At 37.3% G+C, this 19,724-nt stretch carries 19 protein-coding genes; 10 read left to right on the top strand and 9 right to left on the bottom strand.

Annotated elements, in window-relative coordinates; translation table 11 throughout:
• Window positions 1–258 precede the first annotated feature (258 nt).
• Window positions 259–1,470: a TCR/Tet family MFS transporter gene (locus OQX63_RS00930; protein WP_265849016.1), complete on the top strand. Its 1,212-nt coding sequence runs from the start codon at window positions 259–261 to the stop codon at window positions 1,468–1,470.
• A gap of 181 nt (window positions 1,471–1,651) precedes the next feature.
• Here OQX63_RS00930 and OQX63_RS00925 read toward each other — a convergent pair whose 3' ends face one another.
• Complete coding sequence (locus tag OQX63_RS00925) at window positions 1,652–3,004, bottom strand: PhoH family protein (protein WP_265849015.1); 1,353 nt, start codon at window positions 3,002–3,004, stop codon at window positions 1,652–1,654.
• A gap of 753 nt (window positions 3,005–3,757) precedes the next feature.
• Here OQX63_RS00925 and OQX63_RS00920 point away from each other — a divergent pair.
• Together OQX63_RS00920 and OQX63_RS00915 are read left to right on the top strand one after the other, a co-directional pair.
• Complete coding sequence (locus OQX63_RS00920) at window positions 3,758–5,917, top strand: FUSC family protein (protein ID WP_265849014.1); 2,160 nt, start codon at window positions 3,758–3,760, stop codon at window positions 5,915–5,917.
• 212 nt (window positions 5,918–6,129) lie between these two features.
• Window positions 6,130–6,540, top strand: coding sequence for an organic hydroperoxide resistance protein (locus tag OQX63_RS00915; protein WP_132397738.1), 411 nt, complete (start codon window positions 6,130–6,132; stop codon window positions 6,538–6,540).
• A gap of 174 nt (window positions 6,541–6,714) precedes the next feature.
• Here the strand turns inward: OQX63_RS00915 and bioB are convergent, their stop codons facing one another.
• From bioB to OQX63_RS00890, 6 genes are all read right to left on the bottom strand, one after another.
• The gene (gene bioB, locus OQX63_RS00910; protein WP_265849013.1) at window positions 6,715–7,716 is read right to left on the bottom strand and encodes a biotin synthase BioB; all 1,002 of its coding nucleotides are present in this window, start codon (window positions 7,714–7,716) and stop codon (window positions 6,715–6,717) included.
• Between the two features lie 109 nt (window positions 7,717–7,825).
• Window positions 7,826–9,175, bottom strand: a complete 1,350-nt coding sequence (mgtE, locus tag OQX63_RS00905) for a magnesium transporter (protein ID WP_265849012.1) — start codon at window positions 9,173–9,175, stop codon at window positions 7,826–7,828.
• 51 nt (window positions 9,176–9,226) lie between these two features.
• Window positions 9,227–9,523, bottom strand: coding sequence for a type II toxin-antitoxin system RelE/ParE family toxin (locus OQX63_RS23435; protein WP_416276522.1), 297 nt, complete (start codon window positions 9,521–9,523; stop codon window positions 9,227–9,229).
• On the bottom strand, window positions 9,523–9,765 hold the full coding sequence (locus tag OQX63_RS00900) for a type II toxin-antitoxin system ParD family antitoxin (RefSeq protein ID WP_193420728.1): 243 nt from the start codon (window positions 9,763–9,765) through the stop codon (window positions 9,523–9,525). The genes OQX63_RS23435 and OQX63_RS00900 overlap by 1 nt, the downstream gene beginning before the upstream one ends.
• A 51-nt stretch (window positions 9,766–9,816) precedes the next feature.
• Window positions 9,817–10,938, bottom strand: coding sequence for a magnesium/cobalt transporter CorA (gene corA, locus OQX63_RS00895; protein WP_265849011.1), 1,122 nt, complete (start codon window positions 10,936–10,938; stop codon window positions 9,817–9,819).
• A 3-nt stretch (window positions 10,939–10,941) separates the two neighbouring features.
• Complete coding sequence (locus tag OQX63_RS00890; protein ID WP_265849010.1) at window positions 10,942–11,553, bottom strand: WbqC family protein; 612 nt, start codon at window positions 11,551–11,553, stop codon at window positions 10,942–10,944.
• Between the two features lie 39 nt (window positions 11,554–11,592).
• On the opposite strand from OQX63_RS00890, the gene OQX63_RS00885 reads away from it, so the two are divergent.
• Window positions 11,593–12,465, top strand: coding sequence for a lysophospholipid acyltransferase family protein (locus tag OQX63_RS00885; protein WP_265849009.1), 873 nt, complete (start codon window positions 11,593–11,595; stop codon window positions 12,463–12,465).
• A gap of 6 nt (window positions 12,466–12,471) precedes the next feature.
• Window positions 12,472–13,485 carry a glycosyltransferase family 2 protein gene (locus tag OQX63_RS00880; protein ID WP_265849008.1) on the top strand — a complete coding sequence of 338 codons (1,014 nt, stop codon included), beginning with the start codon at window positions 12,472–12,474 and terminating at the stop codon, window positions 13,483–13,485.
• A 116-nt stretch (window positions 13,486–13,601) separates the two neighbouring features.
• Here the strand turns inward: OQX63_RS00880 and aroQ are convergent, their stop codons facing one another.
• A complete protein-coding gene (aroQ, locus tag OQX63_RS00875; RefSeq protein WP_265849007.1) occupies window positions 13,602–14,018 on the bottom strand; it encodes a type II 3-dehydroquinate dehydratase in 417 nt (138 codons plus the stop codon).
• A 49-nt stretch (window positions 14,019–14,067) separates the two neighbouring features.
• Here aroQ and xerD point away from each other — a divergent pair, with 49 nt between their 5' ends.
• Window positions 14,068–14,967 (top strand): site-specific tyrosine recombinase XerD, encoded by a 900-nt coding sequence (xerD, locus tag OQX63_RS00870; RefSeq protein ID WP_265849006.1) that lies wholly within the window; start codon window positions 14,068–14,070, stop codon window positions 14,965–14,967.
• Window positions 14,968–15,140: 173 nt separating this feature from the next.
• Here the strand turns inward: xerD and prmC are convergent, their stop codons facing one another.
• Window positions 15,141–16,025, bottom strand: a complete 885-nt coding sequence (gene prmC / locus OQX63_RS00865; protein WP_265849005.1) for a peptide chain release factor N(5)-glutamine methyltransferase — start codon at window positions 16,023–16,025, stop codon at window positions 15,141–15,143.
• Window positions 16,026–16,106: 81 nt separating this feature from the next.
• Here prmC and ribD point away from each other — a divergent pair, with 81 nt between their 5' ends.
• From ribD to OQX63_RS00845, 4 genes are all read left to right on the top strand, one after another.
• Window positions 16,107–17,162, top strand: a complete 1,056-nt coding sequence (ribD, locus tag OQX63_RS00860; RefSeq protein ID WP_265849004.1) for a bifunctional diaminohydroxyphosphoribosylaminopyrimidine deaminase/5-amino-6-(5-phosphoribosylamino)uracil reductase RibD — start codon at window positions 16,107–16,109, stop codon at window positions 17,160–17,162.
• Window positions 17,159–18,028 (top strand): DMT family transporter, encoded by an 870-nt coding sequence (locus OQX63_RS00855; RefSeq protein WP_265849003.1) that lies wholly within the window; start codon window positions 17,159–17,161, stop codon window positions 18,026–18,028. Before ribD ends, OQX63_RS00855 begins: the two co-directional genes overlap by 4 nt.
• Window positions 18,015–18,629 (top strand): IMPACT family protein, encoded by a 615-nt coding sequence (locus tag OQX63_RS00850; RefSeq protein WP_265849002.1) that lies wholly within the window; start codon window positions 18,015–18,017, stop codon window positions 18,627–18,629. Before OQX63_RS00855 ends, OQX63_RS00850 begins: the two co-directional genes overlap by 14 nt.
• 154 nt (window positions 18,630–18,783) lie before the next feature.
• Entirely contained in the window at window positions 18,784–19,644 is an 861-nt protein-coding gene (locus tag OQX63_RS00845; protein WP_265849001.1) for a nucleoside phosphorylase, read from the top strand.
• Window positions 19,645–19,724 lie beyond the last annotated feature (80 nt).

Here is a 19,724-nt window from a genome sequence, read left to right as displayed (position 1 = left end):
GGTGGCGGTCTGCAGCCCTGCTACCGCTTCAAGTCCTCCCCGATGAAACCTGTGAAACAAGCAAGCACTCAATAAGAGACAACATAGACGGTGCTTAAATCGGGTTGCGGGCTTTTCGCTATATCAGGTTTACGAACAGGGGTTCTGTATTGATATACTGATTTAAACCTCACAGCTTTTTTAAACCTGATAGGTTTGTAGAACTAAAATTTACATTCTTAAGTAATTCTGATACTTTTGCTTTTCAACTTTTATAAGATGGCAAACGAAAAGAAATCTGCAATGAGTTTTATTATGGTCACTCTCCTGATCGATTTTACAGGCTTTGGGATCATTATTCCGGTTTTACCAAAACTTATACAGGATTTTACAGGAGGTGGTTTTGGTTTGGCAGCAGAATACGGTGGTTGGCTCACTTTAGCTTATGCATCCGTTCAATTTATCTTTTCGCCGATTATTGGTGCTTTAAGCGATCGTTACGGTCGGCGGCCGGTATTATTGAGTTCGTTATTCGGGTTGGGTATCGATTATATCTTTCTGGCTTTCGCTCCTTCAATTGTTTGGTTGTTTGTAGGAAGAATTATCGCTGGGATTACCGGAGCGAGTTTTACCACTGCTCAGGCTTATATAGCAGATGTTTCGCCTCCTGAGAAAAGAGCGCAGAATTTCGGTCTGGTTGGTGCTGCTTTTGGTGTAGGTTTTATTTTAGGTCCGGTTTTAGGTGGTGCATTTAGCCATTTCGGTACCCGGGTTCCTTTTATGATTGCTGCAGGTTTATCTTTGATTAACTGGCTTTATGGTTATTTTATATTACCTGAGTCATTACCGGTTGAAAAGCGCAGGGCTTTCGAATGGAAAAGGGCTAATCCGATTGGCTCACTGGTTAGTATCGGTAAGTACCCGGCCTTACTGGGTTTAATGATTACTTTATTCTTATTGTATTTCGCAAGTCACTCTGTGCAATCGAACTGGACATTTTATACAATGGAGAAATTTGACTGGGATGCGGCATGGGTGGGTTATTCGCTGGGTTTTGTGGGGCTGGTGATTGGAATTGTACAGGGAGGTTTAATCAGGGTAATCTTGCCAAAAATTGGAGAAAAGAAAGCGGTTTATTTTGGCCTGATTTTATATGTAATCGGCTTTACAGCCTTTGCTTTTGCGTCAAAAGGCTGGATGATGTTCGCCTTTATGGTACCTTATGGTTTGGCCGGAATCGGTGGCCCCGCTATGCAGGGACTCATTTCCAATCAGGTGCCTTCCAATGCGCAGGGCGAAATGCAAGGTGTTTTAACCGGTTTACAAAGTTTGGCAGCCATATTTGCGCCATGGGTAATGACACATATTTTCGCTTATTTTATAGAAGGGAAAGCACAGGTTTATTTCCCTGGAGCACCGTTTATATTGAGCGCGGTTTTAACATTGATTGGGTTGTTTATTTGCTTGAGGAGTTTAAAGAAATATCATTAGTCACAAATTTGGCTGTATCTCTAATAAGGAAAATCGTCATCTCGACTGAAGCGCAGCGGAATGGAGAGATCTACCCTCGAGATAGATTTAGCTTCGCTGAGCCTTCGGGTTCTCGACTTCGTTGCACCCGATAGCTATCGGGTCCGCTCGAAATGACGATCGCTTGGTTGGGAGTAGAATCTTACAATAACTCATTCGCTAAATTGGCCAATTCACTCCTTTCGCCTTTTTGCAAAGTAATGTGTGCATAAAGCGGATGGTTTTTCGCATTTTCGATTAAATAAGACAGGCCATTACTTTCTGAATCGAGGTATGGCGTATCAATCTGGTAAATATCTCCTGTAAAAACAATTTTAGTGTGCTCTCCTGCCCTCGAAATGATTGTTTTAACCTCATGTGGTGTTAAGTTCTGTGCTTCATCAATAATGAAGAAGATTTTAGTGAGGGTTCTGCCTCTGATAAAGGCCAATGGTGCAATGGCTATTTTTTCGGTCGTAATCAGCTCAATAATCTTTTCCGACATTTTATCGTCGCCAATAAATTGCTCTTTAATAAACCGCAAATTATCCCAAATGGGTGCCATAAAAGGATCAGTTTTCGATTTTGCGTCGCCTGGTAGGAAGCCAATATCTTTATTGCTCAAAGAAACAATCGGCCTGGTAACATAAATCTGCCTAAAGTTTTTACGCTGTTCTAAAGCGCTGGCCACTGCCAATAAGGTTTTTCCTGTTCCGGCATTGCCCTGAATGCTCACCAGCTTAATTTCTGGATCTAAAAGCGCATGGATGGCAAATGCCTGTTCGATATTTTTAGGTTTTATTTTAAATATCGCATCAGTAGAAACTGCCGAAATGGTTTTTAAATGATGGTTATAAAATACGTTGGCCGTTTTCCTTTTATTTTTTAAAACGTAAAAATGATTGCCATTTTTGTGTGGCAGTGTTATTTCAGCCACATCAATAAATGATTGTTTTTTTACCTTCTCTATAATTTCAACAGGAAAATCTGCTATTTCGGTTTTTCCGGCATAAAGTTCATCTACATTTTTGATCTTCCCTGTTTCATAATCTTCTGCATTTAAATCCAATGCTTTTGCTTTTAACCTCAGGCAAATGTCTTTAGATACCAGTATTACTTTTTTATTTGGATATTCTTCTTTTAAACTTAATGCTGCATTCAAAATCTTATGGTCGGTTTTTCCTTTTCCATACACTTCTTCCGCATTTATAGTTAATGGCTTTTCATTTAAAACCACCTTAAATTTTCCTGATTCTGGAGTTTTTAGCGAGATCCAATCGCTGATGAGTTTTTGTTTGGAAGTTTCATCAATGAGGCGGATAAAACTTCTGGCTTCAAAATTTCGCGTATCATTACCGCTTTTAAAATGATCAAGCTCTTCTAAAACCTGAATGGGAATGGCTACATCATGCTCGTGAAAGTTATTAATTGCGTCATGATCATATAAAATAACCGAGGTATCTAAAACGAATATTTTTTTTGACGGATTGGAGATTGATTTACCTTTTTTGGCCATTTGGTAAATTTAATATTTTAAGGATAATTAGCAGAAAAATTGGCTATTCTTTTTTGGCCATCATACAAAATCCTGGGCAAAATAAAAACGGGGACCTTCCTCTTTCGATTCATTTCCCCGTTTTAACTTTAAAAACAACCATAGCTGTATTTTAAAGCATCTAATTCTTGTTACTTTGATTTTTCCGTTTTCGTTAGGTTTTGCAACTTTTGCGATCCGTGAAAATTTATTTCCAACTCTTCTGTCCGTAAACTTCTTAGTTTTCCATAAGCTCTGTCTGGGCCTGTTCGATTTTCTTATTCCCGAACCTTGCGGTGGTCATGTATATTCTTACTTGGTTTACCCCTTTAAGAAATTAATCGTTTTCCCTGTAAACGTTCCGAAAAATTCCCCTTTCGGTTCCTTATTTCTTTTGGCTCGTTTTATCAGAATTCAAAGTACTTCGTATTTGATATAATCTAATTTAGTGCATAAATGCTTATTTGTCAAGTATAAAATAAATGTTTTTATAAACAAAGTTATTCACTTAAAAATACTGGTTATCAACAGGTTGAATTTAAATAAAGTTCCTTTTTAATCGCCTGTTGCGCTATGGTGTAAGTTTATTAACAATAATTCTCAGTATACTTATTAACATACTTATAGGTATTTAATAATCAATTGATTAGCATTTTATTCGTGAAAATAAGAAAAAAGCAAAAAACTTAATTTTATTCCCAACAAAAAACATTGCTATTATGTTATTTTTGTAACATGCAGATCAGGCAACCCATTAGAAATATACAAGACTTTTTATTGAGTACCTATTTTGCCGATGGGCTCCGTATTACCATAGGTGTACTACTCCCCTCTCTGATTTTTGCACAATTTGGCTTGTTAAAGTATGGCATGACTTTATCTTTAGGTGCTTTATGTGTAAGTGTGGTAGATAGTCCGGGGCCAATGGTTCACCGAAGAAACGCCATGCTGATTACCACAGCACTCATATTTACTTTTTCCATCATCACAGGCTTGACCAATAAAAACCACTATTTTATCGGCTTTTTATTGGCTGTATCCAGCTTTGTGTTTTCGATGTTTTATATCTATGGCATCAGGGCAGCATCAGTGGGTACTGCCGTTTTGTTGATCATGGTATTGAGTATTGATGATATTCGCCCATGGCAAGAGGTATTGTTACATGCTGCTTTGGTGCTGGCTGGTAGCCTTTGGTATACTGGTTTAAGCTATTTTGTGTATCGCTTACGTCCATTTCGTTTGGTACAACAATCGTTAAGTGATTCTATTTTAGAGGTGGCAGAATTTTTAAGAGAGAAAGCCAAATTTTATCATCAAAATAACAATTACGATAAAACATATTCTGAACTATTACAACTTCAGGTTTCTGTTCACGAAAAACAAGATGCAGTAAGAGAACTCTTATTTAGAACCCGCGAAATCGTAAGGGATTCTACTCCAGAAGGCAGATTTTTATTATTGGTATTTGTAGATATGGTTGATCTGTTTGAGCAGGTAATGTCTACCTATTATAATTACCAGCAGTTACACGATCAGTTTGATAAAGCAGGTATTTTATCAGATTATGAAATGGCTATAAAGCGGACCTCGTATGCCCTTGATGATATTGCATTTGCCCTCAAAAGTGGAGGGATACCTGTTATTTCCAAACGTTTATTAATTGAGATCGAAAGGTTAAAGATTAAAATCAACAATCTGGAAAAGAACAACCAAAACCAGGAATACAATACCCTGGGTATTATTGCCTTAAAAAATATTGAGGTGAACATCGAAAATATCCTGGCCAGGGTTAAAACTATTTTCAGCTATTTTAAAATCAGAAACAGCAAGGATATTGGTAAAGCCGAGGTAGATACCGAGAAATTTATCACCAGGCAAAAATTCGATTTCAAACTGTTTACGGAGAATTTAACCTATACTTCTTCCACTTTCAGGCATTCGTTACGGGTTACTGTTGTGATGCTTTTAGGTTTTATAGTGGCTCAGATACTCGATTTCTCACATAGTTACTGGATTCTCCTTACCATTCTCGTTATTTCAAAGCCCGGATTTAGTTTAACTAAAGAACGTAATTATCAGCGTTTAATCGGTACCACAGTTGGGGCGTTCATTGGCATGGGTGTTATTACTTACATCCACGATCGGAATACTTTGTTTGTAATCCTGTTATTCTGCATGATTGGCTGTTATAGTTTCCAAAGAAAAAATTATGTAGTCAGCGTACTCTTTATGACCCCTTATATCTTAATCTTGTTCGATTTTCTAGGTATGGGATCGATAGCATTGGCACGTGAAAGGATTTATGATACCTTTATAGGATCTGGTATTGCTTTATTGGCCAGTTATTCTTTATTCCCAACCTGGGAATATGAGAAGCTAAAAGCGGCTATGATCGACATGCTAAAGGCAAACAAAGCTTATTATGAACAAGTAGTAAAATTATATTTTGAGAAAAATTATAACAGAACGGAATATAAGCTGGCCCGTAAAGAGGTGTATGTAAGCACAGCAAACTTGGCCTCGCTTTTTCAAAGAATGTTCTCTGAGCCAAAAAGTAAACAGCTGTTTATCAAGGAAGTGCATCAATTTACTGCATTAAGCCATTTATTGTCATCTTATGTGGCCACCCTTTCGCTCTATAATAAAGAACATCAATTTATATTTGAGAGTTTCGAAAACTTAAAACCGATCGCCAATAATACCAACTATTTATTGGATGCTTCTATTGATAATCTGGAGCAAGGAAAAGGTACAATAGATAATGTGCCTTTAATCAGGTTAAACGATAATGGTTTAGCAATAAAAAAAGGTGAAGATCTTGTTCCAGAGCAATTTGATCTGATCCAAAAAGTGGCCTACGATATTTACAAACTATCGGTAAAAATAAAGCTATAGATCAAAGTGTTGTCATTTCGACCGCAAGTGGAGAAATCTTTTTAAGTTGCATTTTACTAACTGGTTTCAAAGATTTTTCCATTCGTTATGCTCCAATAAAGACGACCACATTTATTAATTGTAGTTTAGTCCTGAATTAAAACTATCAAATACTTTGTATCAAAAACAAAGACTACTGGAGATTGTTAAGCTATTCACATTAATATAATATTATGGAAAAGCTATATACGGCTGAAGTTACAGCTACTGGAGGAAGAGACGGACACATTAAATCAAGTGATGGAATTTTAGATTTAGAGCTAAGAAAGCCAAAAGAACTTGGAGGGCAAGGAGGTGCTACAAACCCGGAAGAATTATTTGCTGCAGCTTGGGGACCTTGTTATTTGGGAGCATTAGGCTCAGTTGCGGAACGTGAAGGTGTTGATATTAGCGAAGCAAATGTGAAAGTATTGGTTTCTTTTAATAAAGATGGAAACTCTTTTGTACTTTCTGCCGATCTGGATGTTCATATTCCAGGGATTTCTCATGAAGAAGCACAAGCTTTAGCTGATAAGGCACATCGTGCCTGCCCATATTCGAAAGCAACTAAAGGAAATATTGAAGTAAGGGTAACCGCGGTATAAGATAAATTTTCGTCGTGCTGTCAGATGTTTCTATCTGATATTGTAAATAATATCATAAATAAGAAAGTCTCGGATTAAATCTGGGACTTTCTTATTTATAATACTATGGGTTGAAATCTATCTACCTGTCAGTTGGAAACAACTGACAACAAGGATATGGATTATATTTTTTACCTAAACAGCTTCCTGTTCAATTATTGTATTAGCAGGCCTGCCGTTTTTGAAAGCATCCCTCGTTTTCAGACCTAACAACTCAAACATGGCCATATCATCTATAAATGCCGGATTTGGTGTAGTCAATAACTTATCGCCTGCAAAAATAGAACTTGCACCAGCCATAAAGCAAAAAGCTTGTTCTAGTGTACTCATTTCATTTCTACCAGCTGATAAACGTACAACTGAATTTGGCATTACAATACGCGCTGTGGCAATCATCCTTACCATATCCCAGATTGGAACACGCGGTTGATTTTCTAAAGGTGTCCCTTTAACAGGAACCAAAGCATTAACCGGAACCGATTCAGGATGTTTTTCCATATTCGATAAAGTCTGCAACATCGAGACACGGTCTTCTACAGTTTCACCTAAACCGATAATACCACCACTACATACCGTTAATTTAGCTTTACGTACATTTTTAATGGTATTTAAACGGTCATCGTAAGTTCTGGTTGAAATGATACGTTTATAATCATCTTCCGAAGTATCGATATTGTGGTTATAAGCATATAAACCGGCATCAGCTAAACGCTGCGCCTGATTTTCAGTAAGCATACCCAAAGTACAGCAAACTTCCATATCCATATCATTAACTGCTTTAACCATTTCAATTACACGGTCGAAATCGCGGTTATCGCGTACTTCGCGCCAGGCAGCCCCCATGCATAGACGTGATGCGCCACCTTCTTTAGCTTTAACAGCAGCACTAACCACCTGGCCAACCTGCATTAAGGGCTGTACTTCTAAATCGGTATGGTAACGGGCAGCCTGTGGGCAATATGAACAATCTTCGGCACAACCTCCGGTTTTGATCGAAATTAATGAACTTACCTGAACTTCATTGTAATCTTTATTCTCTCTATGGATACTTGCAGCTTCGTAAACCAGATCCAAAAACGGTCTATTATAAATTTCGTATATTTCTTCTTTTGTCCAATCGTGTCTTGTTGTTTGCATGTGGATCAGATTTTACAGATTTAATTTTATTCGTCTTAGTTAATTAACAGGCAGCCAATTCAGTCTTTCGGATAAAGATACCGAATTCCTAAAATCGAGCAAATCCTGATTATAGTAAAAGTTTGCTGGCCAATCCTAAAATTAATAGGAAGCCAAAAACATCGGTAAAAGTAGTAATAATTATAGATGATGCAATGGCAGGATCGATACCTACACGTTTTAAAATAAGTGGAATACCCGCACCAGTGATACCTGCAATAACCAAATTGCCCGTCATAGCCAGGAAGATAACCAAACCGAGCATCGGATTTCCATCAAAAAAGAAAGCGAAAATAAATACAATTAATCCGTTTGATGCTCCATTAATCAAGCCTACGGTAAACTCTTTTAAAACGGTTCTGTAAGCTTGCTTATCTGTTAAATCGTAAAGGGAAATACGCCTCACCGTTACAGCAAGCGCTTGGGTGGCTGCATTTCCACCCATCCCGGCAATAATGGTCATATAAGCTGCTAAGGAAGGAATCAGTTTAATGGTTGGGTCGAAATATCGCACTACTGATGATGCCAGGAATGCAGTGCCCAAGTTGATAATCAACCATGGCAAACGCGATTTTACCGCTTCTACCCAGTTACCACTTAATTCCTCATCTTCCGATACCCCTGAAATTTTTAAGATATCTTCTGTACTTTCCGCTTCCATTACATCAATCACATCATCAAAAGTTACCCTTCCCAATAATTTCTGATGATCATCTATTACGGGGATACTGGTTAAATTATATTGGGAAATAAGGTTGGCTACTTCTTCCTGGTCGGTATCGGGATGCACGTAAACGGCATCTATTTTAACCAGTTCGGTTATTTTGGCGTTATGTTTTGCCTTGATAATATCTTTTAACGAAACAATGCCTTTAAAAATCTCCTCGTCATCTACCACATATATGGTATAAAACTCCTCCATTTCTTCACTCTGGCGGATAATCTCGTCAATTGCATCTTTTTTGGTGAGGTTAATGTTTACACAAATCAGTTCTGTGTTCATCAAACCACCAGCGGTTTTTTCGTCGTAAGTTAAAAGGTTCCTGATTTCTGAAGCATGATCTTCGGTAAGATCTTCCAGAATTTCTTTCTGCTCGTGGTCTTCCAGTTGCGAAATAATGTCCGTTGCATCATCATAATCCAGTTCCTCAACAATTTCGGTACGTTTATCAGGGTGAAGCTCAAAGAGTAAATCCTCGGGGTGAGATTCTTCATCCATTTCCGAAATAATTTCGGAAGCGATCTCTGCCGGAAGAAGGTTGATAATATGCCGTTGTTCGGATTTATCCAAACGTTCGAACAAAATCGCAATTTCTGAGGCATGATATTCCTCTAAAACTATTTTTAAAGTTTCATCACCGGCTAAAATTGCATTTTTAACCTTGAGTACGTCGCTTTTATCTATTTCGAATGACTGCATCTATAACCTAACCAAAACGCCCTAAAGCTACATATATTAAAAATTGATTTTTTACAATAAGTGACTTTTAATGTTAGTCATTTGATGTAAAATCCTGATTATTTCCACTAAGCCATCCTTTCCCAGCTTATAGAATATTAGGTGAGATTTAACTGCCGAACATCTGTATCCCATTAATATATGATCCATTACTTTTCCATATTCAAAATGATTTGATATATATTCACACTCACTAAGTAATAAACTATAATATCTATCTGCCTGATCTTTAGACCAATTATTAAATGTATATAACCAAATATCTTCAAGATCTATCTGTGCAGGCTTACTAATATGGTAGGTAACCATTATAAATGCTTGCGGTGTAACTCTTGCAAGTGTTTAACGGGGTCGAAATCTTTTACAAACCCACCTTCCTCACCAACTTTTAAAGCTTCACGCAACAATTCGATCTGCTTTTCTTCTTCTTCTAAAAGTCTTAAGCTTGTTCTAATCACCTCGCTTGCAGAATTAAATTTACCAGAGGCAATTTTTTCGTTGATAAAATTATCGAAATGATCGCCTAGCAGGATTGATGTATTTCGTCCCATAATTACATTATTTGATTAAATATACCAATAATTGGTATTATTTAAAAAATATTATTTAAACCAACCTTTACGCCAAAAGTAAATTACCTGTATAACAGCTATCACTGCCATCACAATCCAAGTGTATAAATATCCATGTTCAGCATATAATTCCGGCATATTATCTTTCAGTATTTTTCCGGTTGCGGGGTCTTCCCTACTGAAATTCATTCCATATATCCCTGCAATAAAGGTTAATGGAATAAATATGGATGAAATGATGGTCAAAACTTTCATAATTTCGTTCATCCGGTTACTGATGATCGATAAATTCATATCAATATTGGCAGATGCAATCTCTTTTAAAGATTCGATAAAATCAATGATCTGGATGCAGTGATCGTAAGCATCTTTCATGTAGGTTTTGGTCAGGTCGGATATTAAAGGACTATCCGTGCGGATAATATCGTTCAATTTATCCCTTTCCGGCCAGGTTACTTTCCTAATGGTGATCAAAGATCTTTTGATGGCCTGTGTATCGTACATGATCCTTTTATCAGGATGATCGTACAGGCGGTCTTCAATCGCATCTAATTCCTCACCCCAAAAATTCAAAAGCGCAAAATAATTATCTACAATCACATCCATGATGGCATACATTAAATAACTGCTGCCACCAATGCGGATGTTGCCCTTCCCTATTTCCAAACGTTTGCGGACTGGTTCAAAACAATCTGCGTAAGTTTCCTGGAAGGTAATGAGTGTCCGTTCTGATAGAATAAAGGAAATCTGATCATTACACAGCACATTATCATCACTTAAATATAAATGCCTGCTAACCGAAAAAATGTATTTGTCATTATCATATTCATCCAGTTTGGGCCGCTGATAAGAACTGGTGATATCTTCAAGCACGAGCCTGCTGATGTCTAGTTTAGTAGATAAAGTTTCAAATATATTGGGATCAGCCAAACCTTTGATATCGAACCAGTAATAAAAATCTTTGTTCTCAATCAGTTTATCAATGTTATTGATGTTTTCCAGTTCGGTTTTCTTATAACTCTTTTCATTATAAGTATGCAATACAATTTGTGGCTTTAGTGCGTCTTCATCGATGGCATATAAACCCGGACTGGTGCCGGGCGCTGGAACTTTATAGTGCTTATGACGGTTTCGAGGCTTGTTTTTTCCCATATATTATAAATATAGCCGGGCTTGTGGACCCTGGTTAAATAACAGATCAACAATACTTAAGTTGGGCAAAAATTGATGTTTATCTTCAAAAACCTGATAATAGGACTTATTGTTTACAATATCTTCTTGTTTTTTAGGGCTCATGGCCGAACGGAAATCCAACTCTGGTTGGATGTCGTCAAAATATTCCTCCGTTACCCCAAAGCTCTTATTCAATTTTAGCTTTTTGTTCAGCCACTCTAAAAGTTCGAAGTTGTAATCGAACAGAAATTCGAATTTGTTGGTATAAAAACGCGAGAGTTCATCTTCGTAAAACTCGAAATAAGCAGAACTCCGGTAACAGCTTTCTAAACTCAACCAATGCAAACGCTGCCAGTTAAAATCGTAACTGATCCGTACATCCTTCATTTTCGTATGTGTTTTAGCGCCTTTAACCACCGGAACGGTAATATCAAGTTTGCCATTGGGCGAATAAATACTGGCCCTGTTACGGTAAGTCTGCTTGGCTAAATGTTCATGTTTTTCAATTAAAAAATCTTCTCCCAGTTTTTGCAATAAACTAAAATAACCTACTGGCGGAAGATAAAATAATGGAAGTATAGCTGTATTCTGCATTTGAAAATTTATGTTTGTAGCTGAAACGTTTTAAAAATAATGATTAAAAGAGGGATTGCGCATGTTGGCGTATTTTTTTTATACCTGTTATCGCTGCTCCCCCTGCCTTTGCTGTTTTTTTTTGCAAGATTACTATATTATCTGCTTTATTACGTAATTGGCTATCGAAAAAAAGTTGTCAGACAGAATTTAACCCAATCTTTTCCCACAAAATCTGCTGCTGAAATAAAAGCAATTGAGAAAAAATTCTTCCTGTACCTGGCCGAACTTATTTTTGAAATCATCAAAATGACCAGTATTTCGAAAGCTGAAACCTTAAAAAGGGTAAAGTTTACAGGCTTGGAACAATTGGAAGTTCATTTTAAAGCCGGAGAAAGTGTACTAGCCTGTACCGGCCACTATGGCAACTGGGAATTAGGCACTTTGGCACTTGGACTAAGTATATCGGCCAAAACCATGGTTATTTTTAAACCCATCAAAAATAAAATCTTCGAAACCTGGTTCGATTGTATGCGCACCAAGTATGGAAACATCTTTATTGCTATGCGGCAAACACTACGCGGCATGGCCGCCTATAAAAATGAACCTACGCTTTTGTGTTTTGCAAGCGATCAATCTCCCACCAGGGAAGAAACCAAATACTTTGCAGATTTTTTAAATCAGCCCACGGCGGCACTTTTAGGTGTAGAAAAAATTGCAAAATCTACTAAAAGACCGATATATTATTTTAAAGTAAATGTGGTTAAAAAAGGTTATTACCATATAGAAGTGTTGCCCATGTGCCTCGAACCTGAAAAAATGGACGAATTTGAGATTACTGACCTGCACTTTAAATTTTTAGAAAACATTATAAAAGAACAGCCCCAATACTGGCTCTGGAGCCATAAGCGCTGGAAATTTAAACCCGAATAACAAAGAATGAACCCATCAGTAGCCGTTGTAATTTTAAACTGGAATGGAAAAGCGTATTTAAAGCAGTTTTTACCCGGAATTTTGCTTTCAGAATATGAGAACCTGCAAATTGTTGTTGGGGATAATGCCTCAACAGATGATTCAGTTTTATTTTTACAAGAAAATTTCCCAACTGTTAAAATTATCCAAAACGATCAGAACTATGGATTTGCAGGAGGCTACAATAAAGTTTTAGAACGTGTAGAAGCCGATTATTTTATTTTGCTCAACTCGGATGTAGAAGTTGTTCCAAACTGGATTAAACCTATCGTCAGCCTAATGGAAAGTGATGCACAGATTGCAGCAGCGCAGCCCAAAATTAAATGGCAACTGAATAAAAACCAGTTTGAATATGCAGGCGCTGCCGGAGGCTATCTGGATATTTATGCCTTTCCTTTCTGCCGTGGCAGGCTTTTTAATGTATATGAGTTTGATAACGGTCAATATAATGAACAAAAAGAGGTTTTTTGGGCTAGTGGGGCAGCCTTTTTTATTAAAAGCAAATGCTGGATAGAGGCCGGAGGCTTAGATGCAGATCTTTTTGCTCATATGGAGGAAATAGATCTTTGCTGGCGATTAAAAAACCTGAATTACAAGATTATGTATTGTCCGGATGCTGAAGTTTACCATGTTGGCGGCGGAACATTACAAACGGAAAACCCTTTTAAAACTTACCTCAATTTCAGGAACAACCTGATTATTATGCAAAAAAACCTGCCTGCTGGTGATGCTATTTTCAGGATTACCATCCGCATGTTCATCGATTTTATTGCCTGGTGGCACTTTTTACTCACTGGTAAACCTAAATTCACGATGGCAGTTACTAAAGGACACTGGCATTTTCTTAAATCGCTTTCACAAACCAATAAAAAGCGGAATGCGGTTCAAAGAGAGTACTCCAAACATAAGGGGGTGTACAACAAAAGTGTTGTTTGGGCATTTTTTATTAAGAAAGTTAAATATTTCTCGAATTTGAAATAAATCGCGAATCGTCATTACCAACCTGATAACTATCGGGTCGATTGGGAGTCTTAATGCCATAAGCCTAAAGATTAAGATTCCCGCCTACGCGGGAATGACGACCTATCTTTTTGAACCTAAACCAACAAACTTTCGATCGCCAGGCGGTAACCTTTCATTCCAAATCCGGTTAAAACGCCCTGACAGTTTTTTCCTGTCAGCGAAATATGGCGGTATTCTTCACGGGCATAGATATTTGAAATATGCACTTCAACAACAGGCGTTTTAATAGCGGCAATGGCATCAGCAATAGCCACCGAAGTATGTGTGTAACCACCGGCATTGAGTACTACACCATCATAACTGAAGCCCACTTCATGCAATTTATTAATAATTTCGCCTTCCACATTACTTTGATAATATTCAATTTCGATTTCCGGATAAACCGTTTTTAATTCTTTGATATAATCTTCAATGCTGGTATTTCCGTAGATAGATGGTTCGCGAACGCCTAATAAGTTTAAGTTTGGTCCGTTAATAATTTGTATTTTCATAATATAATGTTGTAACGTTGCAATGTTATAAAAAATCTCAAATAAAAGCATGCTTTGGTCATCATATATTAAAGGATTTAAATCGTATTTAAAACTGGAACGGTCTTTATCTGGAAACTCTATTGATGCCTACCTGAACGATATCAATAAGCTGATCCAGTATTTCCAATCGTTGAATGCAGAACCCAAATTAACGGAAATTACCATAACCCATTTAAAATCCTTTATCTCATGGTTAAATGAACTTGGTATGCAAGCAAGTACGCAAGCCAGGGTAATATCCGGTTTAAAGGCTTTCTTCGCCTATTTAATGATCGAAGATCTGATTTCAAATGATCCAACAGCATTATTGGAGGCACCAAAACTCAGTAGAAAATTGCCAGATACTTTGAATATTTATGAGATTAATGAACTTATAGCTGTTATAGATGCTTCTAAGCAAGATGGAATGCGTAATAAAGCCATTTTGGAGGTTTTGTATGGCTGCGGTTTAAGGGTAACCGAATTAACAGAACTCCGAATCTCCGGCCTTTTCCCACAGATCGAATTTATAAAGATCATTGGGAAAGGAAACAAAGAACGTTTAGTGCCTATTGGCAGTGTTGCGCTTAAATTGCTTGATATTTATATTAACGAAGTTCGGGTACATGCCAAGATTAAAAAGGGACATGAAGACTTTATATTTCTAAACCGTTTTGGCGCCAAACTTTCCCGTATTTCTATTTTTAACTTAATTAAAAGCCTCGCTATCGCCGCAGGAATAAAAAAAACGATTAGTCCACATACATTAAGGCATTCATTCGCGACACATTTAATTGAAGGCGGTGCCGATTTACGTGCGGTTCAGGAGATGCTGGGCCATTCGAGCATTACCACCACAGAAATTTATACGCACATTGATAGAGATTACTTAAGAGAGGTAATTACGCAGTTTCATCCAAGGTCTTAGGTGTTGATGGATGGTTAAGGCGCGTACGTAAGCTGGATGTCGATAGATATATCGAAGCAGATCTCTCCACTTCGCATTGCTCCGGTCGAGATGACGCCCTTTTTATTGAACTCTGCTAGTTTGATCATTGAAAATTGGTCATTGATTATTTACCCTCCATCATCCATTTTCCATCACACCTCTTCCATCAAAATCCCTGCTTTCACCATCCTGTCCTTTCCTTGCATGTCCTTTCTTAACTCAATATCATTAAAACCTTTACTAAATAACATATCAACTGTTTCTTTACCTAGATATTCATTAATTTCAAAGAAAAGTTTTCCATTAGGTTTTAAATTGGTTTTTGCAAAATCAGCGATGGCTTTATAAAAAATTAATGGATTTTGGTCGCTTACAAACAAAGCCAAATGAGGTTCGTGCAAAAGTACATTGTTATGCATTTCAATTTTTTCTAAATCTCTGATATAAGGCGGATTACTTACGATGAAATCAAATTTTTCTTCAGATTGAAATGTTAAAATATCTGCTGTAATAAAATTGATTTCAACACCAATTTGTATGGCATTCTGTTTTGCAACTGCAATAGCATCAGCAGATATATCCAAAGTAGTTACCTGAGTGTTTGGTAAGTGTTTTTTAAGGGTTATTGGTATACAACCAGATCCAGTTCCAATATCAAGCATACTTAGCTTTTTCGGTGACTCATAACTGTTTACTGAAAACTGTGTACTGCAAACTGATATGATCCATTCTACCAATTCCTCTGTTTCAGGCCTCGGTATTAATACATTTTCGTTTACCTTAAAAACCAAACCATAAAAATGGGCTTCTCCTAAAATGTGCTGAATTGGTTTTCCGATCTGCAGGTCGTTAAGGATGCTCAATAGTTTTTGCATGTTGATAAAACTGATAGCTTCATCTTTCTGCATCATTAACCTACTGGTAGACATAGCTAAAACCTGCTCAGCAGCCAGGCTAAATAATATTTTAGCCTCATCGCTTTCGTATAAGGGTGCAAGTTCCAATTTATAATGCTCTTCGAGTGCTCCGATGTTCATGAACAGCAAAATTACTTATTTGAGATGATAACCGCATTCTTTTGATAAGGCCATGACTCTTTTTTTACTACTTTTGCGCTAATGAGTGATGAATTTTATATCAACCGATGTCTTGATCTTGCAGCCCTGGCTTCAGGGAATGTTAGCCCTAATCCAATGGTTGGCTGTGTTGTTGTTGTAGACGGTAAAGTTATCGGCGAAGGTTATCATCAGGAATATGGAAAGGCACATGCGGAACCCACTGCTATCAAAGCTGTATTTGATGCTTATGGCAATGAGGCCGAAAATCTATTGAAACAAGCTACTGCCTATGTTAATCTGGAGCCTTGTGCACATTTTGGGAAAACACCTCCATGTGCCGATCTGTTGGTTAAGCATAGGCTAAAAAAAGTAGTTATTGGCAATAGAGATCCTTTTTCAGGGGTTGATGGCAAAGGTATAGAAAAACTCAAAAATGCAGGTATTGAAGTGGTAAGCGGTGTTTTGGATGATAAATGCCGTTATTTCAACAGAAGATTTTTTACCAGGATACAAAAACAAAGACCTTATATTATTCTAAAGTGGGCTGAAACCGCCAATGGCTACTTCGCAACAAAAAACGGACATCAAAAGTGGATCAGCGGTGCTCTGGCTAAACGTTTGGCACACCAATGGCGTACTGAAGAAGATGCCATTTTGATTGGCAAACAAACTGCTATCATGGACAATCCGCAGTTAACGTCACGAGAATGGCCGGGTAAAAACCCCATTCGTTTGGTAATCGATAAAAACCTTCAGGTGCCGTTATCGAATCACATTTTCAATGCAGAAGCCAAAACCATCATATTTAACGAAATTAAAACCGATGTAGTTGAGAATATCCATTATATCCAGATGGAAGACATGCATTTTTACCTGGCACAAAAGATTGCGTTTCAGCTTTATTTAATGGACATACAATCGGTAATTATCGAAGGTGGTGCAAATATCCTAAATCAGTTTTTATCCACTAACCTTTGGGATGAAGCGCGTATCTTCACCTCATCAAACAGCTGGACGGACGGTGTTCCTTCTCCTACTATAAACGGAAATTTGAAAGAGCAAATGCAAGTTGGAAACGATAAACTCGCTATCTATATAAACGACATAAATAAATGATCTACATTATTTTAAGCATTTGCTGTAGCGTTACGGTTGCGATATTATTAAAGTTAGCCAAACGGTACCAGATCAGTATCATTCAGGCCGTTACAATTAATTATCTGGTTGCATTAACCTTATGTTTTCTTTTTTTTAAGCCCGATGTTAAACTGATTACTTCTGCCGGACCATGGCCTATTTATATTGCGCTGGCTATTCTATTGCCGTCGATATTTTTATTTCTTGCTGCATCAGTAAAAAAACTTGGCATTGTTAAAACTGACATTGCCCAACGTTTATCTTTATTTATTCCTATCCTGGCGGCTTATTTTATTTTTAAAGAAGATTTTAATAACCTAAAAATTATTGGTCTGGTAATCGGTTTTGTTGCTATTGTATTAACTTTCCTCCGAAAATCTAATCATCAGGAAGCCGGTAAGGAAAGTCTCCTCTATCCCATTATGGTTTTTGTGGGCTTTGGCATAATCGATGTTCTTTTTAAACAAATTGCCCTATATAAAGAATTACCTTATACAACTTCGCTTTTTACCGTTTTCTGCCTTTCATTCATTGTATCGCTGCTCATTGTGATCACCATGGTGATTTCGGGCAAAATAAAATTACAATTGGTTAATGTTGTTTGTGGACTGATTTTAGGCTTTTTTAACTTCGGAAATATCCTTTTTTATATGAAAGCGCACAAGGCATTGGCAGAAAACCCATCTACCGTTTTTGCAGCGATGAACCTGGGGGTAATCATTGCAGGTACCTTAATTGGCGTAGTGGTGTTTAAAGAAAAGCTGAGCAAATTAAATTACGCAGGTATAATTCTGGCCATTGCGGCCGTCATTTTTATTACATTATCACAACATGCTGTTCGATGATTCTTATAAAACAATCGAAAATGCTTCAGAAGGTATATTTCGAGATAAGGGGAGCAAATTTATCGCTTATGCTTACCCGATCCGCAGTGAAGAAGAAGTAAAGCCAATCATTATGAGCCTGCGGGCTGCTAATGCAAAGGCCAATCATTTCTGTTATGCATACCGTCTAACGCCGAATCGCTCTGTTTTTAGGGTAAATGATGATGGCGAACCTTCTGGTACTGCCGGCAGGCCAATCCTCAACTGTTTATTATCAGAAGATATTACCAATATACTCATTGTTGTTGTACGGTATTTTGGTGGCACCTTACTCGGAGTTCCAGGTTTAATTAACGCCTACAAAAACGCTAGTATAGAAGCTATTAAAGCTTCAAAAATCATTTCTAAAACGGTTAATGATGTGTATGAAGTACATTTTGAATACCTACAGATGAATGACGTAATGAAATTGAGCAAAGAGGAAAATTTACAGATTTTAGCACAACAGTTTGATACCAATTGTATATTGAAATTTGAAGTGAGAAAAGCGCAACTCAATCAGGTTTTGAATAAATTTGATAAAATTGATGGTGTTAAACTAAAATATCTCCACACCATTTAATAACCACAGATATTAGTTCTTCGTTGATCAGCGAAATCTGCGGGAACAGAAAAATGTATAAAGGGATTAGATTACAATTAGTAACCACAGATAAGGAGGATCAACACAGATCAATCTGTTTTAGCCAAATCTTCTGGGATAATATAAACCAAATATGAAAATATCCGAAAGCGACTTAATCATCAATCCTGATGGCAGTATATATCACTTAAATCTTCTGCCCGGAGATATTGCCGATACCGTAATTACCGTTGGCGATCCTGACCGAGTTGGCGAAGTGAGCAAGTATTTCGACCAGATAGAATTTAAAAAAGGGAAACGGGAATTTATTACCCATACCGGTTTTATAGGTAAAAAAAGAGTAACTGTGCTTTCCACGGGTATTGGTACGGATAACATTGATATCGTTTTTAATGAACTGGATGCGCTGGTAAACGTCGATTTCAAAACCCGTGAAGTAAAAAAAGAATTGACCTCATTGAATATTATCCGTGTAGGAACATCAGGAGCCGTGCAGCCGGATATTCCCATGGGAACCATTTTAGCCTCCTCCCATGGTTTGGGCATGGATGCTTTAATGAATTATTACCTACAGCAACTATCTGGCGATGAGCAGCTTTTGATGGATGACATCAAGATACATTTTGGTCATTTAAAAAACATCAACCCCTATTTAACAGCTGCAGATGATGGCCTGTTAAATACGATTGGGAAGGATATGGTTTCCGGTATTACCATTACTGCACCTGGTTTTTATGCTCCGCAAGGCAGGATAGTGAGGGCAAAAAATGCAATTCCCGATTTTATCGGACTTATCAATAGCTTCCGTAGTAATCGGTACCGCATAACCAATTTAGAAATGGAAACAGCAGGGATTTATGCTTTAGCAAAAGTTTTAGGACATAAAGCACTTTCTGTAAATGCTATTTTGGCCAGCCGTGTAAAATTTGAATTCAGTAATGAACCTAATAAAATTGTAAAACAGGCCATTAAAACAGTGTTGGAAAGGATTTAATTAATTTACAACATCTGAACTATTGGTTCGTGGAGAACATGAACAAAGGCTGAGATATCCAATAATATAAACTAAGTATC

The sequence above is a fragment of the Pedobacter sp. PF22-3 genome, from assembly GCF_026239555.1.
Lineage (GTDB): Bacteria > Bacteroidota > Bacteroidia > Sphingobacteriales > Sphingobacteriaceae > Pedobacter.
Note: the sequence above shows the minus strand (reverse complement) of the source record. Positions and strands in the feature narration are given on the sequence as shown.